This window comes from Streptomyces cyaneofuscatus (assembly GCF_000718135.1).
GTDB classification, from domain to species: domain Bacteria; phylum Actinomycetota; class Actinomycetes; order Streptomycetales; family Streptomycetaceae; genus Streptomyces; species Streptomyces cyaneofuscatus.
Genome location: NZ_JOEM01000012.1, coordinates 100,535 through 122,067 on the forward strand (window position 1 = coordinate 100,535; position 21,533 = coordinate 122,067).

The 21,533-nt window shown below is 72.7% G+C and carries 19 protein-coding genes; 11 read left to right on the plus strand and 8 right to left on the minus strand.

The features are described from left to right. Positions 1-27: 27 nt before the first annotated feature. From IF17_RS0120695 to IF17_RS1000000139850, 4 genes are all read left to right on the plus strand, one after another. Positions 28-1,527: a hypothetical protein gene (locus tag IF17_RS0120695; RefSeq protein WP_030568080.1), complete on the plus strand. Its 1,500-nt coding sequence runs from the start codon at positions 28-30 to the stop codon at positions 1,525-1,527. Positions 1,528-1,731: 204 nt separating this feature from the next. Next, positions 1,732-2,229, plus strand: coding sequence for a DUF4265 domain-containing protein (locus IF17_RS0120700; RefSeq protein ID WP_106980217.1), 498 nt, complete (start codon positions 1,732-1,734; stop codon positions 2,227-2,229). A gap of 585 nt (positions 2,230-2,814) precedes the next feature. Then, positions 2,815-4,404: a TROVE domain-containing protein gene (locus IF17_RS0120705; RefSeq protein WP_030568084.1), complete on the plus strand. Its 1,590-nt coding sequence runs from the start codon at positions 2,815-2,817 to the stop codon at positions 4,402-4,404. Positions 4,405-4,489: 85 nt separating this feature from the next. After that, complete coding sequence (locus IF17_RS1000000139850) at positions 4,490-4,720, plus strand: hypothetical protein (RefSeq protein ID WP_015607807.1); 231 nt, start codon at positions 4,490-4,492, stop codon at positions 4,718-4,720. Between the two features lie 147 nt (positions 4,721-4,867). On the opposite strand, the gene IF17_RS0120715 is transcribed toward IF17_RS1000000139850, so the two are convergent. The 4 genes from IF17_RS0120715 to IF17_RS0120730 form a co-directional block, all read right to left on the minus strand. After that, positions 4,868-6,100, minus strand: a complete 1,233-nt coding sequence (locus tag IF17_RS0120715; RefSeq protein WP_030568086.1) for a TerD family protein — start codon at positions 6,098-6,100, stop codon at positions 4,868-4,870. Between the two features lie 99 nt (positions 6,101-6,199). Beyond that, entirely contained in the window at positions 6,200-6,421 is a 222-nt protein-coding gene (locus IF17_RS0120720) for a hypothetical protein (protein WP_018512182.1), read from the minus strand. A 93-nt stretch (positions 6,422-6,514) separates the two neighbouring features. Beyond that, entirely contained in the window at positions 6,515-7,717 is a 1,203-nt protein-coding gene (locus IF17_RS0120725) for an MFS transporter (protein ID WP_030568089.1), read from the minus strand. 82 nt (positions 7,718-7,799) lie between these two features. Further along, positions 7,800-8,711: a LysR family transcriptional regulator gene (locus IF17_RS0120730; RefSeq protein WP_030568091.1), complete on the minus strand. Its 912-nt coding sequence runs from the start codon at positions 8,709-8,711 to the stop codon at positions 7,800-7,802. Between the two features lie 159 nt (positions 8,712-8,870). Between IF17_RS0120730 and IF17_RS1000000140420 the strand changes: the two genes are divergently transcribed. The 7 genes from IF17_RS1000000140420 to IF17_RS0120765 all read left to right on the plus strand — a co-directional run bounded on the left by IF17_RS1000000140420 (position 8,871) and on the right by IF17_RS0120765 (position 16,882). Continuing rightward, a complete protein-coding gene (locus IF17_RS1000000140420; protein WP_425315173.1) occupies positions 8,871-8,945 on the plus strand; it encodes a putative leader peptide in 75 nt (24 codons plus the stop codon). Between the two features lie 227 nt (positions 8,946-9,172). Continuing rightward, a complete protein-coding gene (sfnG, locus tag IF17_RS0120735) occupies positions 9,173-10,312 on the plus strand; it encodes a dimethylsulfone monooxygenase SfnG (protein ID WP_032772323.1) in 1,140 nt (379 codons plus the stop codon). Beyond that, positions 10,309-11,526: an acyl-CoA dehydrogenase family protein gene (locus tag IF17_RS0120740; protein ID WP_030568094.1), complete on the plus strand. Its 1,218-nt coding sequence runs from the start codon at positions 10,309-10,311 to the stop codon at positions 11,524-11,526. Before sfnG ends, IF17_RS0120740 begins: the two co-directional genes overlap by 4 nt. A gap of 60 nt (positions 11,527-11,586) precedes the next feature. Next, positions 11,587-12,141, plus strand: a complete 555-nt coding sequence (ssuE, locus tag IF17_RS0120745; RefSeq protein WP_018512187.1) for an NADPH-dependent FMN reductase — start codon at positions 11,587-11,589, stop codon at positions 12,139-12,141. A gap of 116 nt (positions 12,142-12,257) precedes the next feature. Beyond that, the gene (locus IF17_RS0120750) at positions 12,258-13,430 is read left to right on the plus strand and encodes an SfnB family sulfur acquisition oxidoreductase (RefSeq protein WP_030568095.1); all 1,173 of its coding nucleotides are present in this window, start codon (positions 12,258-12,260) and stop codon (positions 13,428-13,430) included. A gap of 23 nt (positions 13,431-13,453) precedes the next feature. Then, the gene (locus IF17_RS0120755; RefSeq protein WP_030568096.1) at positions 13,454-14,608 is read left to right on the plus strand and encodes an LLM class flavin-dependent oxidoreductase; all 1,155 of its coding nucleotides are present in this window, start codon (positions 13,454-13,456) and stop codon (positions 14,606-14,608) included. Between the two features lie 786 nt (positions 14,609-15,394). After that, on the plus strand, positions 15,395-16,882 hold the full coding sequence (locus IF17_RS0120765; protein WP_030568100.1) for an NCS2 family permease: 1,488 nt from the start codon (positions 15,395-15,397) through the stop codon (positions 16,880-16,882). A gap of 63 nt (positions 16,883-16,945) precedes the next feature. Here IF17_RS0120765 and IF17_RS0120770 read toward each other — a convergent pair whose 3' ends face one another. From IF17_RS0120770 to IF17_RS0120785, 4 genes are all read right to left on the minus strand, one after another. Continuing rightward, positions 16,946-18,397 carry a peptidoglycan D,D-transpeptidase FtsI family protein gene (locus IF17_RS0120770; protein WP_030568102.1) on the minus strand — a complete coding sequence of 484 codons (1,452 nt, stop codon included), beginning with the start codon at positions 18,395-18,397 and terminating at the stop codon, positions 16,946-16,948. Between the two features lie 112 nt (positions 18,398-18,509). Continuing rightward, positions 18,510-19,178 carry a response regulator transcription factor gene (locus tag IF17_RS0120775; RefSeq protein WP_030568104.1) on the minus strand — a complete coding sequence of 223 codons (669 nt, stop codon included), beginning with the start codon at positions 19,176-19,178 and terminating at the stop codon, positions 18,510-18,512. After that, positions 19,178-20,476: a sensor histidine kinase gene (locus tag IF17_RS0120780; RefSeq protein WP_030568107.1), complete on the minus strand. Its 1,299-nt coding sequence runs from the start codon at positions 20,474-20,476 to the stop codon at positions 19,178-19,180. Before IF17_RS0120780 ends, IF17_RS0120775 begins: the two co-directional genes overlap by 1 nt. Continuing rightward, positions 20,473-21,507, minus strand: coding sequence for a hypothetical protein (locus tag IF17_RS0120785; protein WP_209437773.1), 1,035 nt, complete (start codon positions 21,505-21,507; stop codon positions 20,473-20,475). Before IF17_RS0120785 ends, IF17_RS0120780 begins: the two co-directional genes overlap by 4 nt. Between the last annotated feature and the right edge of the window lie 26 nt (positions 21,508-21,533).

The window sequence follows — 21,533 nt, forward strand, 5'->3', positions numbered from 1 at the left end:
CCGAGCACGCACCGAGGAGAACTCCCGATGTCCGCAGAGCGCCCCATCCTGCCGCCGGTGCGGCTGCACTCCGAGGCCGAACTGGCGCGGGAGGCGCTCGCCGCACCGCTGTTCGTCCGCGCCGTGAAGCTCGCCCGCTGGGCCGGCCCGGACACCCGTGTCGGCGCGGGCGGCGAACTCGTCGAGGCTCACCTGCCCGCCGCCGCCGAGCACCTCGGCCTCCCCGCCGACGAGGAGGGCGCCGCGTACGCCAGCGAGGCCTGGCGGCTCGCCGTGGACACCGGGCTCCTCGACGTGACGGACCCGGAGGAGGGGGCGCTTCCGGACGGCACGGGCGGTTCGCAGGAAGCGGAGACCGAGGGCACCGTCACCGCGGGCGAGAACCTGGCGCTGATCACCTCCGGCTCCCCGCAGGACATCCTCTCCATCTGGCTCGACGGCCTCGACGCCGTGCACGCCGACGCCACCGCGCCCGTCCTGGACGACTTCGCGGACCTCGTCGGCGAGGACGGCTCGATCGACTTCGACGCCCTGGACTGGGACCCGGAGGCCGAGGCGGAGTTTCTCGACGGAGTCCTCGGCAACCTCTACCTGCTCACCCTCGCGGACAACGGCGCGGGCGACGGCCCGGTGCCGCTGCCCGCCCTCGCCGCGTCGATGATCGTCCCCGACGACATGGGCGAGCCCACGGACGACATCCTGGAGCAGGTGTCGGAGGCGATGATGCGCCTCGACGACCAGTTCCGGCTCCTCGAACCCATCGGGATCGTCGCGTACCAGCCGGTCGACGAGGCGTTGATGGTCGAGGAGGGCGAGGCGGTGGACGCCTCCGCCGCCGGGGCCGACGAGGAGGACGTCACCCGATACGGGATGGTCAAGCTCACCCCGCTCGGCCTGTACGGGGTCCGGGCCCGGATGCTGGAGGCCGGGGTGGACGCCCCCGCCGTCGGCGACCTCGCCGACAAGGGCGCCGACACCCTCCTCGACGGCATCGCGCACTACCCGGAGGCCGCCGCCCGCGCCGAGATCCAGCTCTGGCTCGCCGGGCGCGGCAGCCAGGGCGCGGTCGCGGCGGCAGCCGAACTGCTGGCGGCGGCACGCGGCACGGACGAGGGCGCACCGCTGCGCCGCCTCCACTGCCAGCAGGCACTCGCCCTCGCCGGCGCGGAGGCCGAACCCGCCGTACGCGCGGTCCTCGGCGACCAGGAACTCGGCGGCCTGGCCCGGGTCTGGCTCGCCGAGCACGGCGCGACCGACGTCCCGCCCCCGCCGGAGGCGATGATCTTCTGGCTGGCCATCGACACGATCGCCGCCCAACTGGACGCCGACGGCGAACTCGACGAGCTCCAAGGCCTGGTCGAGGGGCTCTCCGCCCAGCACAGCGGCTTCTTCGACGAGATCTGGCGCGTCGACCACCCGGCCACCGCCGACGTGCTGGAGGCCATGGGCCGCCTGCACAGCGACAAGAAGGCGGCGAAGGAGGCCCGGAAGGCGGCGTTCAAGGCCCGGTCGCGCGCGGGGGGCTGAGGAGCGTAGCTCTGGTGTAGAGCGCTGCTCTTACAAAGCAGATGTCGAGGGTTCGCATCCTGCCGGGGGTGCGAGCGAAGAGGCCATCCAGGAACGTTCCTGGATGGCCTTCGACATCTGCCTCGGACAGGGCGCCTCATGAGCAGCCCGACGACGAAGTAGGTGGGTTTCCCAGCTCCGAACGGCCTACGCGAGGATGCTGACATGAACATCGAGAGCCCCGCACCCTCCCCGCCACTGCCACGTGGCACTCCGCGTCGGCGTTGCCAGTTCCGGGAAGCCGGTGTTCGAGACACTTCCTGCCAGGGCCGTCGGTTCCGGCAGCTACGAACTGACCGGCAGCCCGGGCTGGTCGAGGGCTGCGCGGCAGGTGACCTGTTGGAGATCGATGCCGATGGCCTGTTCCAGGTCGTGCGACGAGGCCCGAACCTTTGCATCCAGGCATTCGGCCGGCCGTCCTTCGACGCCGAGTCGCTTGAATCCCTGAACAGCGGCTTCGTCCCCCTGGGCGGCCTGGTGGAGGCGCCCGCCGACCGGCGGTTCATCGTGGTGACGGTGTCGGCCGCTGCCGGATTCCCCGCGGTCGAAGCCGTGATGGAAAGGTGGGCAGCAAGCGTGAGCGTGCTGGTCGAGTGGGGCTTCAGCAACGTGTTCGGAGCGGACGAGGAGCCGCTGAACTGGTGGCACGAGTCCGAGGCGTGACCGGCGGCGTGCATCTGTCGAGGCCGCGATGAGGGAGGTGGGGATCTACGGCCTGCAACATAGTCCCGAGGTGGCTCCCGGGGACCTTTGTGCCCACCCCCCTTGACCGCGGACCTCGAAGGTTCTCTGACCGGTCTCCATCCACCAGGCAATCTAGCAAGAGGCACTGACACAGGCGGCACTGACAACGGTCCGGGCCAGCGGTGCCCGCACCATCACATGCGATTGCGCGCAGAAATCCCTTCGCGTCCACGGAAGTTGTTCCCTAAGGTCATGGACATGCACCTCCCGGTGCGAAGGCCGCGGCTCCTTCCTTTCACGAAATACGCCGCAGCCACTGTTGATCTCGGGAGGCGCGAGCGCCGGGGTGCCCGGTGCGCAGACAACGGATACTTCCTTGATCTGGCGGTTGCGGGTTCGAGTCCCGCCCGGCTCCGGCCGGTAGCTCAAGCGGGTAGAGCACCAGAATGTTCTCCGTCGTCGACCCCGGGCCGTTCACCGGCCCCGATCTCGGGCACCCCGTTCCGCCGCCGCGCCCTCCCCCAGGAACCACGAACCAGGATTCAGGAATTCGGGGGAATTCTCATGGCCCGCTTCAACCAGCGCGTCACCCAGCTCCGTTCCGCCCTTTCGCGGCCCACCTCGCCCGTCACCACGACCGGTGCGCTCGCGGCCAACCACCAGGGCGGGACCGGGCGGGTGCGGGACGCGCGGTCCGAGCTCTTCCTTCTGGCCGTCGCCAACTTCGTGGCGCAGGAGACCTTCTACGAGGGCGGCGAGGAGCGCGACACCCGGTTCGCCGCCCTCGTGCGCCGCCTCGCCGTCGAGGACCCCGCCTGGACCGCGGGGCTCCTGCACTGGCTGCGCCGTGACGGGCAGATGCGGACCGCCTCGCTGGTCGGCGGCGCGGAGTACGTGAAGGCGCGGCTGGACGCGGGGTGCACCGAGGGGCCGGCGAACCGGCAGGTCATCGACTCCGTACTGCTGCGCGCCGACGAGCCGGGCGAGCTGCTCGGCTACTGGACCTCCCGCTACGGGCGGGCCCTGCCCAAGCCCCTCAAGCGGGGCATCGCCGATGCCGTACGCCGCCTCTACAGCGGCCGGTCCCTGCTGAAGTACGACACCGCCTCCAAGGGGTTCCGCTTCGGTGACGTCCTCAACCTGGTGCACGCCGCTCCGGACCCGGCCAAGCCCTGGCAGGGCGAGCTGTTCCGGTACGCGCTGGACCGCAGGCACCGGCCCGAGAGCGCCGTGCCGCCCGTCGGCGACCGCACCCTGAACGCGCACCGGGCCCTCATGGAGCTGCCGGTCGCCGAGCGTCGCGCGGTCGTCACCGGGCCCGGCGGCGCCGAGCGGCTGGCCGAGGCCGGGATGACCTGGGAGGCGCTGGCGGGCTGGCTGCAGGGGCCGATGGACGCGGAGGCGTGGGAGGCGGTGATCCCGTCCATGGGGACGATGGCGCTCGTGCGTAATCTGCGGAACTTCGACGAGGCCGGAGTGAGCGACGAGGTCGCGGCCGGGGCGGCGGAGCGGATCCGCGACCCCGAGGCCGTCGCCGCGTCCCGGCAGTTCCCCTTCCGCTACCTCGCCGCCCACCGGCACGCGCCCTCGCTGCGCTGGGCGTACCCGCTGGAGCAGGCGCTCGGCCACTCGCTGAGCCAAGTTCCGGTGCTGCCCGGGCGCACCCTGGTCCTGGTCGACCGTTCCGGTTCCATGTGGTCGCCGCTCTCCGACCGCTCCCAGCTGAACCGGGCCGACGCCGCCGCCGTCTTCGGCGCCGCCCTCGCGCTGCGCGCCGCCGACGCGGACCTGGTGGAGTTCGGCACGACCAGCGCGCCGGTGGCGTACCGCACGGGCGAATCGGTGCTCAGGGTCCTGGAGCGCTTCGGCAACCTGGGCGGCACCGACACCGTACGTGCCGTGGAGCGCCACTACCGGGGCCACGACCGGGTGCTCATCGTCACCGACGAGCAGGCCTCGTACACCTACCGTGGCGATGCCACCCGCAGCGTTCCGGACACGGTGCCCGTCTACACCTGGAACCTGGCCGGATACCGGCTCGGCCACGCCCCGTCCGGCGACGGAAACCGCCACACGTTCGGGGGGCTTTCCGACGCCGCGTTCCGCATGGTTCCGCTGCTGGAGGCGGGGGTAAGCGCTGACCGGCCCTGGTGAGCACGGGTCACGAATCCGGCACTTCTGGGGCTCGGGCGGCAAACGGGCATGGCGTCGGGCCTTCACAGGGCGCATACTCGACTTAATGAAACAGTCAGCCGGCTCCCGGCGATACCTGCCTTCCAGTCCCTTCAACCGCCCGGCCCAGGAGGCCCCACCGGTCGAATGCTTCGATGTGGGCGACAGGGTGTCGCACGACCAGTTCGGGCTCGGCAGAATCCTTGCTGTCGAGGGCGACAACGACGCAGTCCTCATCGACTTCTCCGGGCGACAGGGGAGGATCCTGAGCCCGTACTCCAAGCTGACCAAGCTCTGAGAGACCGGACGAGCACGAGCAGCGCCAGCGCCCGTCTCCTCCTCCTCCGGATCCGGGGCACCTGAATCACATCAGGTGCCCCGGATGCCGTTGTGGCCCGGGCCCCGAAGGGCTACCGGGCCCCGAAGGGCTACCGGGCCCCGGAGGTCAGAGGGACTTGGCGGCGGGCTTCACCATGCCCCGTACGGTGCGGGACTTCACGAACTCGCCCATGGCCGTCATCTCCCACTCACCGGTGAACTGCTTGATCAGCTTGGCCATCATGACGCCGGTCTGCGGCTCGGCGCCGGTCAGGTCGAAGCGGACCAGCTCCTCGCCGGTGGCCGCGTCGATCAGGCGGCAGTAGGCCTTGGCGACCTCGTTGAACTTCTGGCCGGTGAACGAGTTCACCGTGAAGACCAGGCCCGTCGCCTCGGCCGGGATGCGGCCCAGGTCCACGACGATCGTCTCGTCGTCCCCGGCGCCCTCACCCGTGAGGTTGTCGCCGGAGTGCTTGATCGCCCCGTTGAGGATGGAGAGCTTGCCGAAGTAGCAGCTGTCCAGGTGGTTCCGGTTGGGGCCGTAGGCGATGACCGAGGCGTCCAGGTCGATGTCCTTGCCGCGGAACGCGGGCTCCCAGCCGAGGCCCATCTTGACCTGGGAGAGGAGCGGGGCGCCGCCCTTGACCAGGGAGACCGTCTGGTTCTTCTGGAGGTTGACCCGGCCCTTGTCGAGGTTGATCTTCCCGGCGCCCACGGGCGCGGCGGCGGGCGGTGCCGGGGGAGCGGCGGGGGCCGGCGGGGCGATCCTCGGGTCGACCGGGGCGGCCGCCGGAGCCACCGGGGCGGCCGCGGCCGGGACCGGCGGGGCGGCTGCGGCCGGGACCGGCGGGGCGGCCGGCTCCTCGACCGATACGCCGAAGTCCGTGGCGATGCCTGCCAGCCCGTTCGCATACCCCTGGCCGACCGCGCGGGCCTTCCAGGCACCGTTGCGCCGGTAGACCTCGATGACTACGAGCGCCGTCTCGCCGCCCAGCTGGGGCGGGGTGAACGTGGCCAGCGCGGTGCCGTCGTCGGCGTTGCGCACGGTGGCCGTGGGCTCGATGCCCTGGAAGGTCTGGTCTGCGGCGTCGGGGCTCGCGGTGACCACGATCTTCTCGATGCCGGGCGGGACCGCGGTGGTGTCCACCACGATGGCGTCGGGTGCGGAGCCCCCGCCGGCGCGATAGGTCACACCGGGGCCGGAGGGCTGGTTGTAGAAGATGAAGTCGTCGTCGGAGCGCACCTTGCCGTCGGCGGTGAGCAGCAGGCCCGAGACGTCGAGCCGCACCGGAGCGGCGACGTCCACCGCCACACGGACGGCGGAGAGAGGGATGTTCGAGCCGGGGGTCATTGCGGTCATGCACGGGGTAACGAACGACCCCGCTTTGCCGTTCCCTTACCTTTGGCCGTTCGGCAGCCACTTCTGCCGGCGTCCGCCTCCGCGGCCGTCGGGGCGTCCTCAGCGGCGGTTGCGCGGATGGTCGCGGGCCGTACGTTCGTTGCCGTGCTTGTACGCGCCGGTCCAGCGCGCCATCACCAGCTGGGCGTCGCCCGCCGCCACCTCGGCCAGGAACTTCTCCGCCCGGCCGCCCCGCAGGGTGCCCGCCGGGCGGCCGTGGTGGGTGACGGTGACACTCCGGTCGCCGTGCTGTTCGTACTGGAATCCGGAAGGTCGCGGCATGTCCGTATCCTGCCGCTCCGGTCGCCCCCGCGTCCATTCATATAAGTGGACGTGTCAGGCGCGCCGGAGTGCGCGCGGCCGACTTCGGTGTGGTCAGAGCCGTACGAAGGCCCCGCGCGCCAGCACCGCCGCGGCCACCACCCCCACCGCCCCCGCGACCACCGCGATCACCCGGGCGTCCACCACCGCGACGAGCCCAGCCCCCACCGCCAGGGCCACCGCGTTCGGGACCGTCATCAGCGAGCCCGCCGTGGCAGCCGTCCGGCCCAGCACCGCGTCCGGGCTCTCCCGCTGCACCGCCGTCACCGCCGCGACCAGCACGCACGGCAGCCCGAACCCGATCGCCGTACTCGCCGCCAGCGCCACCGCCTCCTGCGGCACCGCCCGCGCCCCCACCGCCAGCCCGAACAGCGCCATCCCGCCCGCCGCGAACACCCGCTCCGGCAGCCGGCGCAGCAGCGGTCCCGCCAGCAGCCCCACCGCCACCGAACCGGCGCCCTGGACCGCGTACAGCACCCCCGCGTACGCCGGCGCCCGCCCGAGCACCTCGTCCACGTACGCGTACGTCATCGCCCCGTTCACCCCCGCCACCAGCATCGTCGCCGCCCCGGCCGCCACCAGCGGGCGCAGCACAGCCGACGTGCGGATCCGCCGCAGCCCGGCGGCGAGATCACCGCGCCGCGCGCCCGCCGGGGGGCGGGGAGGCTCCCGTACCGGCAGCCGGGCGAAGAGCAGGGCGGCCAGCGCGCACGTCGCCGCGTCCAGCAGCGCCACCGCCGGGCCGCCGAACCGGGAGTACAGGCCCGCCCCCGCCAGCGGGGCGACCAGCTTCATGCCCTCGTTCGCCGTCATCCGCAGCCCGTTGAACTCCGCCAGCAGCGGGGTGTCCACCGCCCGCGCCACGAGCGCCGACTCCGCCGCGTCGAGGAGCACCCCGCCCGTGCCGTAGAGCACCAGCACCACGAAGAGCAGCCAGACGCTCCGTACCGAATCCACCAGCACCAGCGAGGCCAGCAGGCAGGCCAGCGCCGCATTGACCCGGACCAGCAGGGCCTTGCGGGGCAGCCGGTCCGCGAGGGCGCCGAGCGCGGGTCCGGCCAGCACAGGGGCCCACAGCGCGAAGACGGTCAGCGCCGCCAGACTGTTCGAGCCGGTCAGCGACTTGACCCAGATCCCGGCGGTGAGCCACATCGCCGACGTACCGAATCCGGAGACGACCACCCCCGCCAGGCAGCGCCCCGCCGTCCGGTCCCGCAGGACCCGCATCGTCGCCGAACCGCTCATGCCGCCGCCCATGCCGCCGCCCCGCCCCTCGCACCTGTTGCCCGTGCGGCTCATGCTGGGGAGTAAGGCGGCCCGGGGGCATCGGGCGGATGCCCTACGGCTGCGCCGTGCGGTGCGCCTCCGCGCGCTCCACGAAGATCCGGTGCAGGTCGCGGGCGGCCCGGGTGACCGAGCCCGAGCGGCTGCGCTGCACCACCAGGAGCACCGTGGTCGTGTCGTCCTTCAGCGGGCGGCAGGTGATCGCGCCGGTGCGCTCCAGGGGGTCCCCGACCACGCTGTAGTCCGGGAGCACGGTGACCCCGAGCCCCTCCGCCACCATCAGCTTGCCCATCTCGGCACCGTCGGCGGAGTACGAGAACGAGGGCACCCGGCCCTTCAGTAGCCGGTGGGTGAAGCGGTGCATCAGATAGCCGGCCCGCATCACGATCAGCGGCTCGCTCAGCAGGTCGTCCACCCCGACCGACTCCAGCGACGCCAGCGGGCTGTCGGGGCGCAGGCAGACGACCGGACGGCCGCGGAGCAGCTCCGTGGTGTGCAGGTCGGGGGCCAGGTCGTCGCCCTCCAGGTAGTTCACCAGGCCGAGGTCCACACCACCTTCCAGCAGGGAGCGGTGGATCACCGACTGCTGGGCGGCGATCACCTCCACCTCGGTGGCCGAGTGCAGCGCGTGGAACTCCCGGATCGCCGGTACGAGAAGGGGGACCGTCGCCGCGAAGACCGTGCCGAGCCGGACCGTGCGGCTGGTGCGGTGCTGTTCGTCGGCGGCCCGGCGCAGCCGGTCGACCGCATCCAGCACCCCGATGATGTGCGGCAGCAGCTCGCGCCCCGCGTCACTGATCGTCGCCCCGGACCGCTTCCGGTCCAGCACGGCCACCCCGAGCTCGCGCTCCAGGTTCCGTACGGTCTCGCTCAACGCGGGCTGGGACAGGTGCAGTTCCTCCGCCGCCCGGCGCAGCGACCCGAGCCGGGTGACGGCCTCGATGTACTCCAGCTGTTCGATCCGCACGGCGGCCCTTCCCTCGACCGGGCATCAGGTGGAAGGGAAACCCTATCGCTCCCTCGTCGATGCCTTCTCGACCCGGAGCGTTCCGGCGCCCTACTCTGGAACCCGAAGGCGTCCCCGGGTCCACCGGGAGTCCGCCGCGGAACGCGAAAGGAGAGGGATGTGCGCCGCTTGACCCGTCGCCGCCACATCGACCTCGGCCGCGTTTCCAGCGCCTTCTGTTGTTGCGAAGTCTGAGGAGCGCCTCCCTCCTTCGCGCCCCCGCGTGAGCCGTGCCCGCCCGCGTGAGCCGTGCCCGTACGCCGTCCACCTCCGCGTACGCCGTGCACCTCCGCGTACGCCGTCGCGCTCGTGCGGTGACCACCGCAGCCCGGACGCTCCTCTCCTCCCGCGCCCCTCGCCCCTGATCGGGTTTCTCGATCACCGGGGCCCCTCCGCCATGCTCAGCCTTCCGGGAGAACCCCATGCCCACGTCCTCCTCCGCCGACCCGGTCCGCTTCGCGTACTGGGTGCCCAACGTCAGCGGCGGCCTCGTCACCAGCACGATCGAGCAGCGCACCGACTGGGGGTACGACTACAACCGCGAACTCGCCGTCCTCGCCGAGAACAACGGCTTCGACTACGCGCTCAGCCAGGTCCGCTACATGGCCAGCTACGGCGCCGAGTACCAGCACGAGTCCACCTCCTTCAGCCTCGCCCTGCTGCTCGCGACCCAGCGGCTCAAGGTCATCGCCGCCGTCCACCCCGGCCTCTGGCACCCCGGCGTCCTCGCCAAACTGGGCGCCACCGCCGACCACCTGAGCAACGGACGCTTCGCCGTCAACGTGGTCAGCGGCTGGTTCAAGGACGAGTTCACCGCGCTCGGCGAACCCTGGCTGGAGCACGACGAGCGCTACCGCCGCTCCGAGGAGTTCATCCGGGCCCTGCGCGCCGTCTGGACCGAGGACCACGCCGAACTCGCCGGGGACTTCTACCGCATCCGGGACTTCACCCTGAAGCCCAGGCCGATCGCCTCGCCGGAGCGCCCGCACCCGGAGATCTTCCAGGGCGGCAACTCCACCGCCGCCCGGCGGATGGCCGGACGGGTCTCCGACTGGTACTTCTCCAACGGCAAGGACTTCGACGGCGTCACCGAGCAGATCGAGGACGTCCGGGCCTCCGCCGAGAGCGCCGGACGCACCCCGCCCCGCTTCGGCCTCAACGGCTTCCTCATCGCCCGCGACACCGAGGCGGAGGCCCGCGACACCCTCCGCGAAATCGTCGCCAAGGCCGACACCGAGGCTGTCCACGGCTTCGGCTCGGCCGTCAAGCAGGCCGGGAGCTCCACCGCCGACGGCAAGGGCATGTGGCAGGACTCCTCCTTCGAGGACCTCGTCCAGTACAACGACGGCTTCCGTACGGGACTCATCGGCACCCCGGAACAGATCGCGGAGCGCATCGTCGCCTACAAGCGCCTCGGCGTCGACCTGCTGCTCCTCGGCTTCCTGCACTACCACGAGGAGGTCGAGTACTTCGGCAAGAACGTCCTGCCGCTCGTCCGTGAGCTGGAGGAACACGGGCCGCAGCACCACCAGGCCACTTCGTCGTCGGAAGGTTCAGCATGAGCACCGCAGCACCCACCCAGTGGAAGACCCTCCCCGCCCCCGACAGCCCCCAGGGGTGGATCGGCCGCGCGGCCGAGGTCGCCGCCCTCCTCGCCACCGACGCCGCCGCCCGCGACAAGGCGGGCGCCACCCCGTACACCGAGATCCAGCTGCTCAAGGACTCCGGGCTCGTCACCCTGCTCGGCCCGGCCGAACACGGCGGCGGGGGCCAGGACTGGACGACCGCCTACCGGGTGATCCGCGAGGTCGCCAAGGCCGACGGCTCCATCGGGCAGCTCCTCGGCTACCACTACCTCTGGAACTGGGCGGCCCGCCTCGTCGGCACCCGCGAGCAGTGGGAGCACGTCGAGGCCGAGGCCGTCCGGCAGACCTGGTTCTTCGGCGGCGCCGTCAATCCGCGCGACAGCGACGTCGTGGTCACCGAGGACGGCGACGACCTCGTCTTCACCGGCGCCAAGACCTTCTCCACCGGCAGCAAGGTCTCCGACGTCACCGTCCTCGAAGGCGTCCTGGAAGGCACCGACCAGCACATCTTCGCCATCGTGCCCTCCGACAGCGAGGGGCTGGTCTTCCACGACGACTGGGACAACATCGGCCAGCGCCTCACCGAGAGCGGCGGCGTCACCATCGACGGCGTCCGCACCCCGTGGGCCTCCGCCGCCGGTTACGTGGACAAGGAGTTCCGGCCCCGCGTCTACAACACCCTCAACGTGCCGACGATCCAGCTGGTCTTCATCAGCTTCTACCTCGGCATCGCCGCCGGCGCCCTGGAGACCGCCGCCACCTACACCCGCACCAAGGCCCGCTCCTGGCTGCACGGCGGGTACGAGCAGGCGGTCGACGAGCCGTACGTCATCGACACGTACGGCGACCTGACCGCCAAACTCTGGGCCGTCGAAGCCCTGGCCGACGCCGTCGCCGCCGAGGGGCAGAAACTGCACGACGCCCCGGACGAGGTGACCGAGCAGGCACGCGGCGAGTTCGAGGTCCGGGTCGCGGCGGCGAAGGCCCGCGCCACCGAGGTGGCCCTGGAGGTCACCAGCCGCATCTTCGAGGTCACCGGGGCCCGCGCGACCGCCTCCGCCGAGGGGCTTGACCGCTTCTGGCGCAACGTCCGCACCCACACCCTGCACGACCCGGTCGCCTACAAGCGCCGCGAGGTCGGACGCCACGTCCTGACCGGCGAACTGCCCGAACCCACCTGGTACTCCTGACCCGCTCCCGCCGGGCCGGGGGCGGACCATCCACCGCCCCCGGCCCAGAAACGAGGTCCCATGGCCACCGTCCTGTCGGTCTCCGGCAGCCCCTCCGCCACCTCCCGCACCGCCCGCCTCCTGCGTCACCTCGACGCCGACCTGAGCGCCCAGGGCCACGAGGTCATACCGCTCGACGTCCGTACGCTGCCCGCCGAGGCCCTCCTCGGCGCCGACTTCGCGCACCCCGAGATCGTCCGGGCCACCGAACTGTTCGCCCGCGCCGACGGCATCGTCATCGGCACCCCCGTCTACAAGGCCGCCTACTCCGGGCTCCTCAAGACCCTCCTGGACCTGCTGCCCCAGTACGCCCTGACCGGCAAGACCGTCCTCCCGCTCGCCACCGGCGGCACCACCGCCCACGTCCTGGCCCTCGACTACGCCCTGCGCCCGGTGCTCTCCTCCATGGGCGCCGCGCACATCGTCCCGGGCTGGTTCGTCCTGGACCGGCACATCACGGCGGGCGACGACGGTTCGGTCGTCCTCGACCCCGCGTCCGCCGCCCCGCTCGACCAGGTGGTCGCCCAGTTCGCCGCCGCCCTGGACCGGACCGCTCCGGTCCCCGCCACCCGCTGACCCCTGTACCGCTCCCTATCCGTACCGCTCCTGACCCGTACCACTCCTGATCCGTACCGCTCCTGGAGGCTGGCCCCGTGACCGCGCCGACCCGACGACCACCCCTCACCGCGCGGGTGATCCGCGACGACGCCGAGGCGCTGCGCACCGCCGCCGCCCTCGCCGAGGAGTTCCGCCCGGGCGCCTCCAGGAGGGACGCCCGGCGCGAGCTGCCCCGCGCCGAACTCGACCGCCTCACCGCCACCGGCCTCCTCGCCGTCACCGTGCCTGCCGAGCACGGCGGGGCCGATGTCTCCGCCGCCACCCTCGCGGAGGTCTTCCGGCTGCTCGCCTCCGCCGACGCCAGCCTGGCGCAGATCCCGCAGAGCCACTTCGCGTACGTCAACGTCCTGCGCCAGCAGGGGAGTCCGGAGCAGCAGGCCTTCTTCTTCGCCGAGGTGCTGGCCGGCCGCCGCTTCGGCAACGCCCAGTCCGAGGCCGGGACCAAGCACCTCCAGGACATCCGGACCCGGCTCATCACGGCCGAGGACGGCTCGTACCTCCTGACCGGGGTGAAGAACTACTCCACCGGGGCCCTCTTCGCCGACTGGATCCCCGTCCTCGCCCGCGCCGAGGACGACCTGCTCCACGTCGCGTACGTCCCCGCCGACGCGCCCGGCCTCACGGTGACCGACGACTGGGACGGCATGGGCCAGCGGACGACCGCGAGCGGCACGGTCGAACTGGCGGATGTCGTGGTCCCCGCAGCCCACGTCGTACCCCACCACCTCACCTTCATCGGCCCCCAACTCCACGGCGCGATAGCCCAGTTGCTGCACACCGCCATCGACGCGGGGATCGCGGCGGGCGCGCTGGCCGAGGCGGTGGAGTTCGTGACGACCCGGAGCCGGCCCTGGTTCGAGAGCGGGTACGACACCGCAGCCGAGGACCCCCTCCTCATCCAGCGCTTCGGTGAACTCGACCTCCGCCGCCGGGCCGCCGACGCCCTGCTGGCCACCGCGGCCCGGGCGGTGGACGCGGCACGGGCAGGCCTGGACGACGACAGCGCGGCCGAGGCGTCGATCGCCGTCGCGGCGGCGAAGGCGTACGCCGGGGGTGCGGCGCTGGAGATCGCGGACGCGCTCTTCGAGGTCTCCGGGACGCGCGCCGCCCTCGACAGCCTCAACCTGCACCGGCACTGGCGCGACGCCCGCACCCACACCCTGCACGACCCGGCGCGCTGGAAGATCCAGCACATCGGGCGCTACGTCCTCAACGGCACCCGCCCGCCCCGCCACGGCCTCCTCTGACTCACCACCCATCCGGAGACACGATGTCCCTCACCTTCCACTGGTTCCTGCCCACCAACGGCGACAGCCGCCATGTCGTCGGCGGCGGCCACGGCACCCCGGTCACGGCGGCGGGCGGCGACCGGCCGCCGACGGTCCGCTACCTCGCCCAGATCGCCCGCGCCGCCGAGGACGTCGGCTTCACCGGGGTGCTCACCCCCACCGGGGCCTGGTGCGAGGACGCCTGGCTGACCACCGCGATGGTGAGCCAGCACACCGAGCGGCTGAAGTTCCTGGTCGCCTTCCGCCCCGGCTTCATCTCGCCGACGCTGGCCGCCCAGATGGCCTCCACCTACCAGCGGCAGACCGGCGGCCGGCTGCTGCTCAACGTCGTCACCGGCGGCGAGAGCCATGAACAGCGCGCCTACGGGGACTTCCTGGACAAGGACGCCCGGTACGCCCGCACCGGCGAATTCCTCGAGATCGTCCGGCAGTTGTGGGACGGCAAGACCGTCGACCTGGACGGCGACCACCTGCACGTCGAGCAGGCCCGGCTCACCCAGCTCCCCGACCCCGTCCCCGAGGTCTACTTCGGCGGCTCCTCCCCGGCCGCCGGACGCGTCGCCGCCCGCCACGCGGACGTCTACCTCACCTGGGGCGAGCCCCCGGCCCAGGTCGCGGAGAAGATCGCCTGGATCAGGTCGCTCGCCGCCGAACAGGGCCGTACCGTACGGTTCGGCATCCGGCTGCACGTGATCACCCGCGACACCTCCGCGGCGGCCTGGGCGGAGGCGGGCCGGCTGCTCGCGGGCTTCGACCCGGCGACCGTGCGCTCGGTCCAGGAGGGTCTGCGGCGCAGCGAGTCGGAGGGCCAGCGGCGGATGCTGGAGCTGCACGGCGGCGGCCGGGACGGTCTGGAGATCCACCCCAACCTGTGGGCCGGCATCGGCCTCGTCCGGGGCGGCGCGGGCACCGCCCTGGTCGGCAGCCACGCGGAGGTCGCGGACCGGATCCGGGAGTACCACGCCCTGGGCATCGACGAGTTCGTGCTCTCCGGCTACCCGCACCTGGAGGAGGCGTACTGGTTCGGCGAGGGCGTCCTGCCCCGGCTGGACGATGCGGGGCTCTGGACGCACCCGGCGGGACCGGTCCGGCCGGCGCCCGCCACGGAGATCCCGTTCGCCGGCGGGGCGCGGTAAGGGGCTGTCGGCCGCCGGAGCTGGAGGCGGACCACCGACCGCCGTACCTCCTCCGCGAGTTCCGCCGCCGAGGAGGTCAGCACCATGTGGTCCGCCTCCGGCAGCACCACATGCCGTCCGTGCGGCGACTGCCGGGCCCGGTACGCGCGCGAGACCGTGGCCCGCTCCCGTACGGCCTTCGGCATACCGGGGGAGAACCGCCCCGCCGACACCACCGTCACCGGCAGCCCCGCGAGCCCCGGCGGGTTCTCCAGGAGCGCCCGCAGGTCGCCCGCCGCGTCCTCCAGCTCGCGGCCCCGGGTGCGGGTCATGGCGACGGTGTACCCCTCCGCCCGCATGTCGGCGGCGGCGTCGGGCGGCAGGGCGGCGGTGAGGGAGCGGTAGGCGCGGCCCAGCAGCCCGAGCCGGGCCAGCAGATCGCCCAGGTCGTCGGCGAGGGCGGGCAGCCGGCGCGAGACCCCGGCCGGCGCGAGACCCCGGCCGGGGCGCGGGGCTGCGGCCCAGACCGCTGCGGTCGTACACCACCGTCGGCGCGACATCGGCGAGCGCGGCCTGTACGGGGGCCCAGCACGAGCGCCCGGCCGCCCGCCCTCGAAGATCACGGTGGGCACTGTCCCCGCTCCGGCCGGGCCCGCCAGCCGCTGGTAGTTCAGCGGGCCGACGGCCGACCGACGGGAGGCTCCTCGCTTCCCGGCAAGGCGTAACACGGCGAAAACCTGAACTCCCCTCCCTGACGGAACAATCCAGCTACCCATCACCACCGGATGTCCGTCACCGAGGAGCGCCATGCCCGAACCGTCCCCGACCACCCCGCCGGACGAGCCGACCACCCCCGGGGCGGCCACTCCTCCGGGGAAAGCCGTTCCCCCGGGCAGCGCCGTCGACCGCTTCTTCGCCATCACCGCCCGGGGCTCCACCTTCGCGCGCGAGATACGCGGCGGGTTCGCCACCTTCTTCACGATGGCCTACATCCTGGTGCTCAACCCGATCATCCTCGGCTCGGCCGAGGACAAGTTCGGGGCGCAGCTCTCCGGCCCCCAACTGGTCACCGCCACCGCCCTGGTGGCCGCCGTGATGACCGTCATCATGGGCGTCGGCGGCAACCTGCCGCTCGCCCTCGCCGCCGGACTCGGCCTGAACGCCGTGGTCGCGTACCAGATCGCCCCGCTGATGAGCTGGCCCGACGCCATGGGCCTGATCGTCCTGGAAGGGCTGCTGATCTGCGTCCTGGTCGTCACCGGCCTCCGCGAGGCGGTCATGCACGCCATCCCGCCCGCCCTCAAGCAGGCGATCAGCGTCGGCATCGGCCTCTTCATCGCGTTCATCGGCTTCGTCGACGCCGGATTCGCCACCCGCATCCCCGGCGAGACCGGCTCCGTCCCCGTCCAGCTCGGTGCCACCGGCCACCTCTCCGGCTGGCCGGTCCTGGTCTTCTGCCTCGGGGTGCTGCTCACGGTCGCCCTGCTGGCCCGCAAGGTCCGGGGCGCGCTGCTCATCAGCATCGTGGCCATGACCGTGGTCGCGATCGTCATCAACGAGATCGCCGGCATCGCCCCCGCCGCCTGGGGACTGACCGTCCCGGCCGTACCCGCCGACATCGTCGCCGCCCCCGACTTCGGGCTGCTCGGCGCCTTCAGCCTCTTCGGCGCGTTCCAGCAGGTCGGGATCATCACCATCGTCCTGCTCGTCTTCACCCTGCTCCTCAGCGACTTCTTCGACACGATGGGCACCGTTGTCGGCGTCTCCAGCGAGGCCGGACTGCTCGACGAGGACGGCAAGGTGCCGAACCTCGGCCGGGTGCTGCTCATCGACGGGGCCGCCGCCGTCGCCGGAGGGGCGGCCTCCGCCTCCTCCAGCACCTCCTACATCGAGTCCGCCGCCGGGGTCGGGGAAGGCGCCAGGACCGGGTTCGCCTCGCTGGTCACCGGCGGCCTCTTCGCCGTCGCCCTCTTCCTCACCCCGCTTGCCACCGTCGTCCCCGCCCAGGCCGCCGCCCCCGCGCTCGTCGCCGTCGGCTTCCTGCTGATGGCGCAGGTGCGGCACATCGACTGGGAGCGGTACGAGATCGCGATCCCGGCGTTCCTGACGATCGCGGTGATGCCGTTCACGTACTCGATCACCAACGGCATCGGGGCCGGATTCCTCGCGTACGTCGTCATTCAGACCGCCCTGGGCCGGGCCCGCCGGGTCCACTGGCTGCTCTGGGCCTCCTCGGCGCTGTTCGCCCTCTACTTCGCGATCGACCCGGTCGAGCAGCTGCTCGGCGTGAAGTAGCGGGACGCCGTACGGGGGCCGGTGCGCGCGGTCGGCGCGCGGTCACCGGCCCCCGTGACCGGCTCACCGCTCCAGCGCCGCCTTCATCATCTTCTGCGCGATCGGCGCCGCCAGGCCGTTGCCGCTGACCTCGGAGCGCGCCGAGCCGGAGTCCTCGACGATCACCGCGACGGCGACCTCCTTGCCGCTGCTGTCGTCCTTCGCGTACGACGTGAACCAGGCGTACGGGGTGTTGCTGTTGTCCACGCCGTTCTGCGCGGTCCCCGTCTTCCCGCCGACCTCGGCCCCGGCGATCCTCGCGTTGGTGCCGGTGCCCTCCTCGACGACGGTCACCATCGCGCTGCGGAGCTGCTCGGCGGTCTTCTCCTCCACCACCCGCTCGTTCTCCCCGTCTCCGGTCTCCTCCAGCGTGGAACCGTCCCCGTCCGTCACCGACGAGACCATGTGCGGCGCGGCCAGCTCGCCGCCGTTGGCGAGGGCCGCGGTGACCATCGCCATCTGCAGCGGGGTCGCGGTGACCTCGAACTGGCCGATGCCCGTCAGCGCCGTCTGCGCCTTGTCCATACCGGTCGGGTAGACGCTCTCGGCCGCCCGCACCGGGACGTCCAGCTTCTTGGTGTCGAACCCGAAGGCGTCCGCCATCTTCTTCACCTTGTCCTGGCCGAGGTCGGCGGCCACCTTGGCGAAGACGTTGTTGCAGGAGTACTGGAGGGCGGTGCGCAGGGTCGCGTTCTCGCAGGGGGCGGAGGCGTTCTCGTTGCGCAGGACGGTACGGGTGCCGGGGAGCGTGTACGGGTCGGGGCTGTCGGTCGCCTCGTCGACGGAGCCGTACAGACCGTTCTCCAGCGCCGCCGCCGCGACCACCAGCTTGAACGTGGAACCCGGCGCCAGCGGCTGCCGCAGTGCCCGGTTGACCAGTGGCTTCTCCTGGTCGTCCAGCAGCTTCTTCCAGGCGTCGCCGTCGTTCGTACCGCTGATGGCGGAGGGATCGTACGAGGGCGTGGAGACCATGCCCAGGATGCGGCCGGTCTTCGGGTCGATGGCCACGGCCGCGCCCTTGTCGTCGCCGAGCGCCTCGTACGCCGCCTTCTGGACGCCCGGGTCGATCGTGGTGAGGACGTTGCCCGGGGCGGCCTGCTCGCCGGTGATCAGGTCGGCCGGGTTCTTCAGGCGGTCGTCCGTGCCGTCCAGGACGTCGCTGTAGATGCCTTCGAGCTGGGTCGCCCCGTACGCCTGCGAGCTGTAGCCCGTCACGGCCGCGTAGAGCTCGCCCTGCGTGTAGGTCCTCTTGTACCGGAGGTCGCCACCACTGGTCCCCTTCGATCCGGTGACCGGCGAACCGGCCACGATGATGTCCCCGAGCGGATGCGCGTACTGCGCGATGGTGTTCCGCCGGTTGTGCTCGTCGTCTGCGAGCGCCTTGGCCTGGTAGCCCTGCACCCACGTCGCCCGCACCAGCAGGGCGAGCACCATGAGCAGGCAGAAGACCGAAGCGCGCCTGATTGTCTTGTTCATCCCGCTGGAGGGACGAGCGGGGGCGTTCCGCCCGTTCCCGGTTGTGCCGCTTCTCACCGATTTCTCACGCGGCCCGCCGGGCTGTGAAGGCCGGGTTCCGAGGGCCTCGGGCTCAGCCCGGGGTGATGAACCCGGACTCGTACGCCGCGATGACCGCCTGCGTACGGTCCCGGGCGCCGGTCTTCGCGAGGACCGCCGCCACATGGGTCTTCGCCGTCGCCGGACCGACCGCGAGCCGCCCCGCGATCTCCGCGTTGGTCAGCCCCGCCGCCATCAGCCGCAGCACATCCGCCTCCCGCCCGGTCAGCCGCGCCACCCACGCCGGGTCAGGGGTCTCCCGCCGCCGGGTGTGCCGGCCGGCCAGGGTGCGGACCGCCGCCGGATACAGCAGCGAGTCGCCGCACGCCACCAGCCGCACCGCCTGCACCAGCTCCTCGGCCGCCGACCGCTTCAGCAGGAACCCGGCGGCTCCGGCGTGCAGGGCGTCGTACACGTACGCGTCGTTCTCGAAGGTCGTGACGACGACGATCCTCGGCGGGTCCTCCAGCGTGGCGAGGATCTGCTCGGTCGCACGGATGCCGTCGATCTCCGGCATCCGTACGTCCATCAGCACCACATCGGGCCGCAGCGCGCGCACCACGGAGACGGCCTCCGCCCCGGTGGCGGCCTCCCCGACCACCTCGATGCCCTGCTCCGCGTCCAGGATCGCGCGCAGCGCCGTACGCACCATCTCCTCGTCGTCCGCGACCACGACCCGCACCGGCGTCGGCGCCCCGCTCATCACCGCTCCTCGCCGTGCGCCGTCAGCGGCAGCCGGACGGCCAGCCGCCAGGTGGAGCCGTCGGTGCCGTCGTACGGTCCCGCCTCGCTCCGGCCGCCCAGCAGCGCGGCCCGCTCCTCGATACCGCGCAGCCCCCGGCCGCCCCCGGGCCGCACCACGGCGGGCCGGTCGCCCGGCGGGTTCTCCATCACGATCTCCAGCTCCCTCTCCCGTACCGCGATCAGCAGCCGTGCGGTGGGCGTGCTGCCCCCGCCGTGGCGCAGGACGTTGCTCAGCCCCTCCTGCACGATCCGGTACGCCTCCCGCGAGACCACCGGCACCACCACGCGCAGGTCGCCCGGGTCGCCCTCCCGCTCGTACGCCACCGGCACCCCGCAGTGCGCCAGCAGCCCGTCGAGCGCGTCGAGCCCAGGACCGTACGCCGTCCCCTCATCCCCCGGATCCCCGCTCCCCGGCTCCTCGTCCCGCCGCAACAGCCCCACCACCGCGTCCAGCTCGCCGACCGTCCGCCGCGTCGTCTCCTCGATCGCGGTCAGCGCCCGGCGGACGAACTCCGGATCCCGGTCCAGGACCCGCCGGGCCGCCCCCGCCTGGAGGGTCACCGCGCTCAGGGCATGGCCCACCGAGTCGTGCAGCTCCCGGGCGAGCCGGTTGCGCACGGCCAGGTCCGCCGCCCGGCGCTCGGCGGCGGCCAGCCGGTCCTCGGGCGTCGGCCCGAGCAGCACCGGCACCCGCCGGGCCAGCAGCTCCCCGGCGCCCGCCGCCACCAGCGCCATCGCCACCAGCATCGCGAGCCCGGCGAACGGCGCGAGGGCCAGGGCCCACGGCTCCACCAGCACGCCGCTTCCGGCCGCCAGCCAGGATTCGCGCAGCGCCGCCGAGAACGGCAGCCCCGCCACCGCGAGGGCGAACGGCGTCAGCGCCAGCGTGATCCCGCTGACGATCCCGCCGAGGCCCAGGTGCAGCGTGAACCAGGCGGTGGTCCGCACCCGGGCCTGCCGGGTCCGCGCGGGCCCGTCGGCCAGCAGGGCGGGCGGGACCCCGCACAGGGCCCGGGCCGCGGCCACGGACAGCGGCCGGACGAGCGGGAAGAAGCCGCTGACCGCCACCATCGGCAGGGCACAGGCGAACGCGGCCAACTGGGCGGGCACGGAGGAGAAGAGCCCCGCCCCGCCGCCCGCCATGCTGACCAGGACCGTGCCGACCAGGAAGTACGGCATCAACAGCGCGCCGCCGACGATCAGATGCAGCCAGCGCAGCCGCGCCCGCCGCCCGATCAGCGGGGCGAACAGCCTCACGCGCGGGTGCCGGAACGGGTTTCGGAAGGCCTGGAGGCCGCCGCGCGCTCCGCGAGGAGGTGCGCGACCGGCAGCGCGATGACGATTCCGACCAGCATCTGCCCAGCGTAGATCAGCACCATCGCCGTCGTCGGCCGATCGGTGACGTCACCCGCACCCACCAGCGCGGCGAGGCTCAACCACCCTCCCCAGCAGGCCACTTGCGCCGAACCGGCCCAGACCAGGACGAGCGGCACCCGCAACGGGAGCCGGCCCCCGCGCCGGAAGGCGAGCAGCAGCACCCCGGCGACGGCGACCGCCACGAAGAGCGCGTTGACGGCTTCGAGCACGTGGAAGTCGCTGGTACGCCCCGCCACGCGCCCCTCGTCGAGCCCGGCCGTCGAGCCGGCCGCCCAGAGCAGATGGGCGAGCCCCGGCGCGGGGGCGACCAGGGCGGCGGCCACGGCGGTGACCCGCAGGACGGGGGAGGAGGGAGTACGGGGAAGGTCCCGCAGCCGGCCCTGCCAGAGGTGGCCCCAGCGCTCCTCGGCGTACAGCGCGAAGAGGGTGCCCAGCGCGATCCCCTGGACGATGAAGCCGCTGTAGACGACGCCGAAGACCCACGAGTCGAGGAAGGGATCGCCCGCCCCTCCGGAAGTCTGCCCGCCGTCGCCGCCGAGGAGCCGGACGGCCATCTGCAGCGGATAGGCCGTCATGACCGGCAGCAGCAGACCGCTCGCCACCCACATCGGCACCACCAGCAGCCAGGCGGGCACCCGCAGGCCCCAGGGCCGGGTGAGCAGCAGGGCGAGGACGGCGACGCAGCCGGCCATCAGGACCGTGGCCGCATTGCCGACGGCCAGCACGACGCCCCCGTCCAGCAGCGGGCTCCCGTCCGGGATACCGGCCCGGCTGCCCGCCAGCCAGGCGAGCTTGAGGCCGGCGTAGGGCACGCAGGCCGCGACGGCGAGCGCCCGCGCCACGGTCCGGACCCGGCCGATGCGGTACGGGGCCTTCGGAGGCGGGGCGGGGGCCCGGTTCGTTGTCGTCATGACGACAACGCTCCCGTGCGGACGCC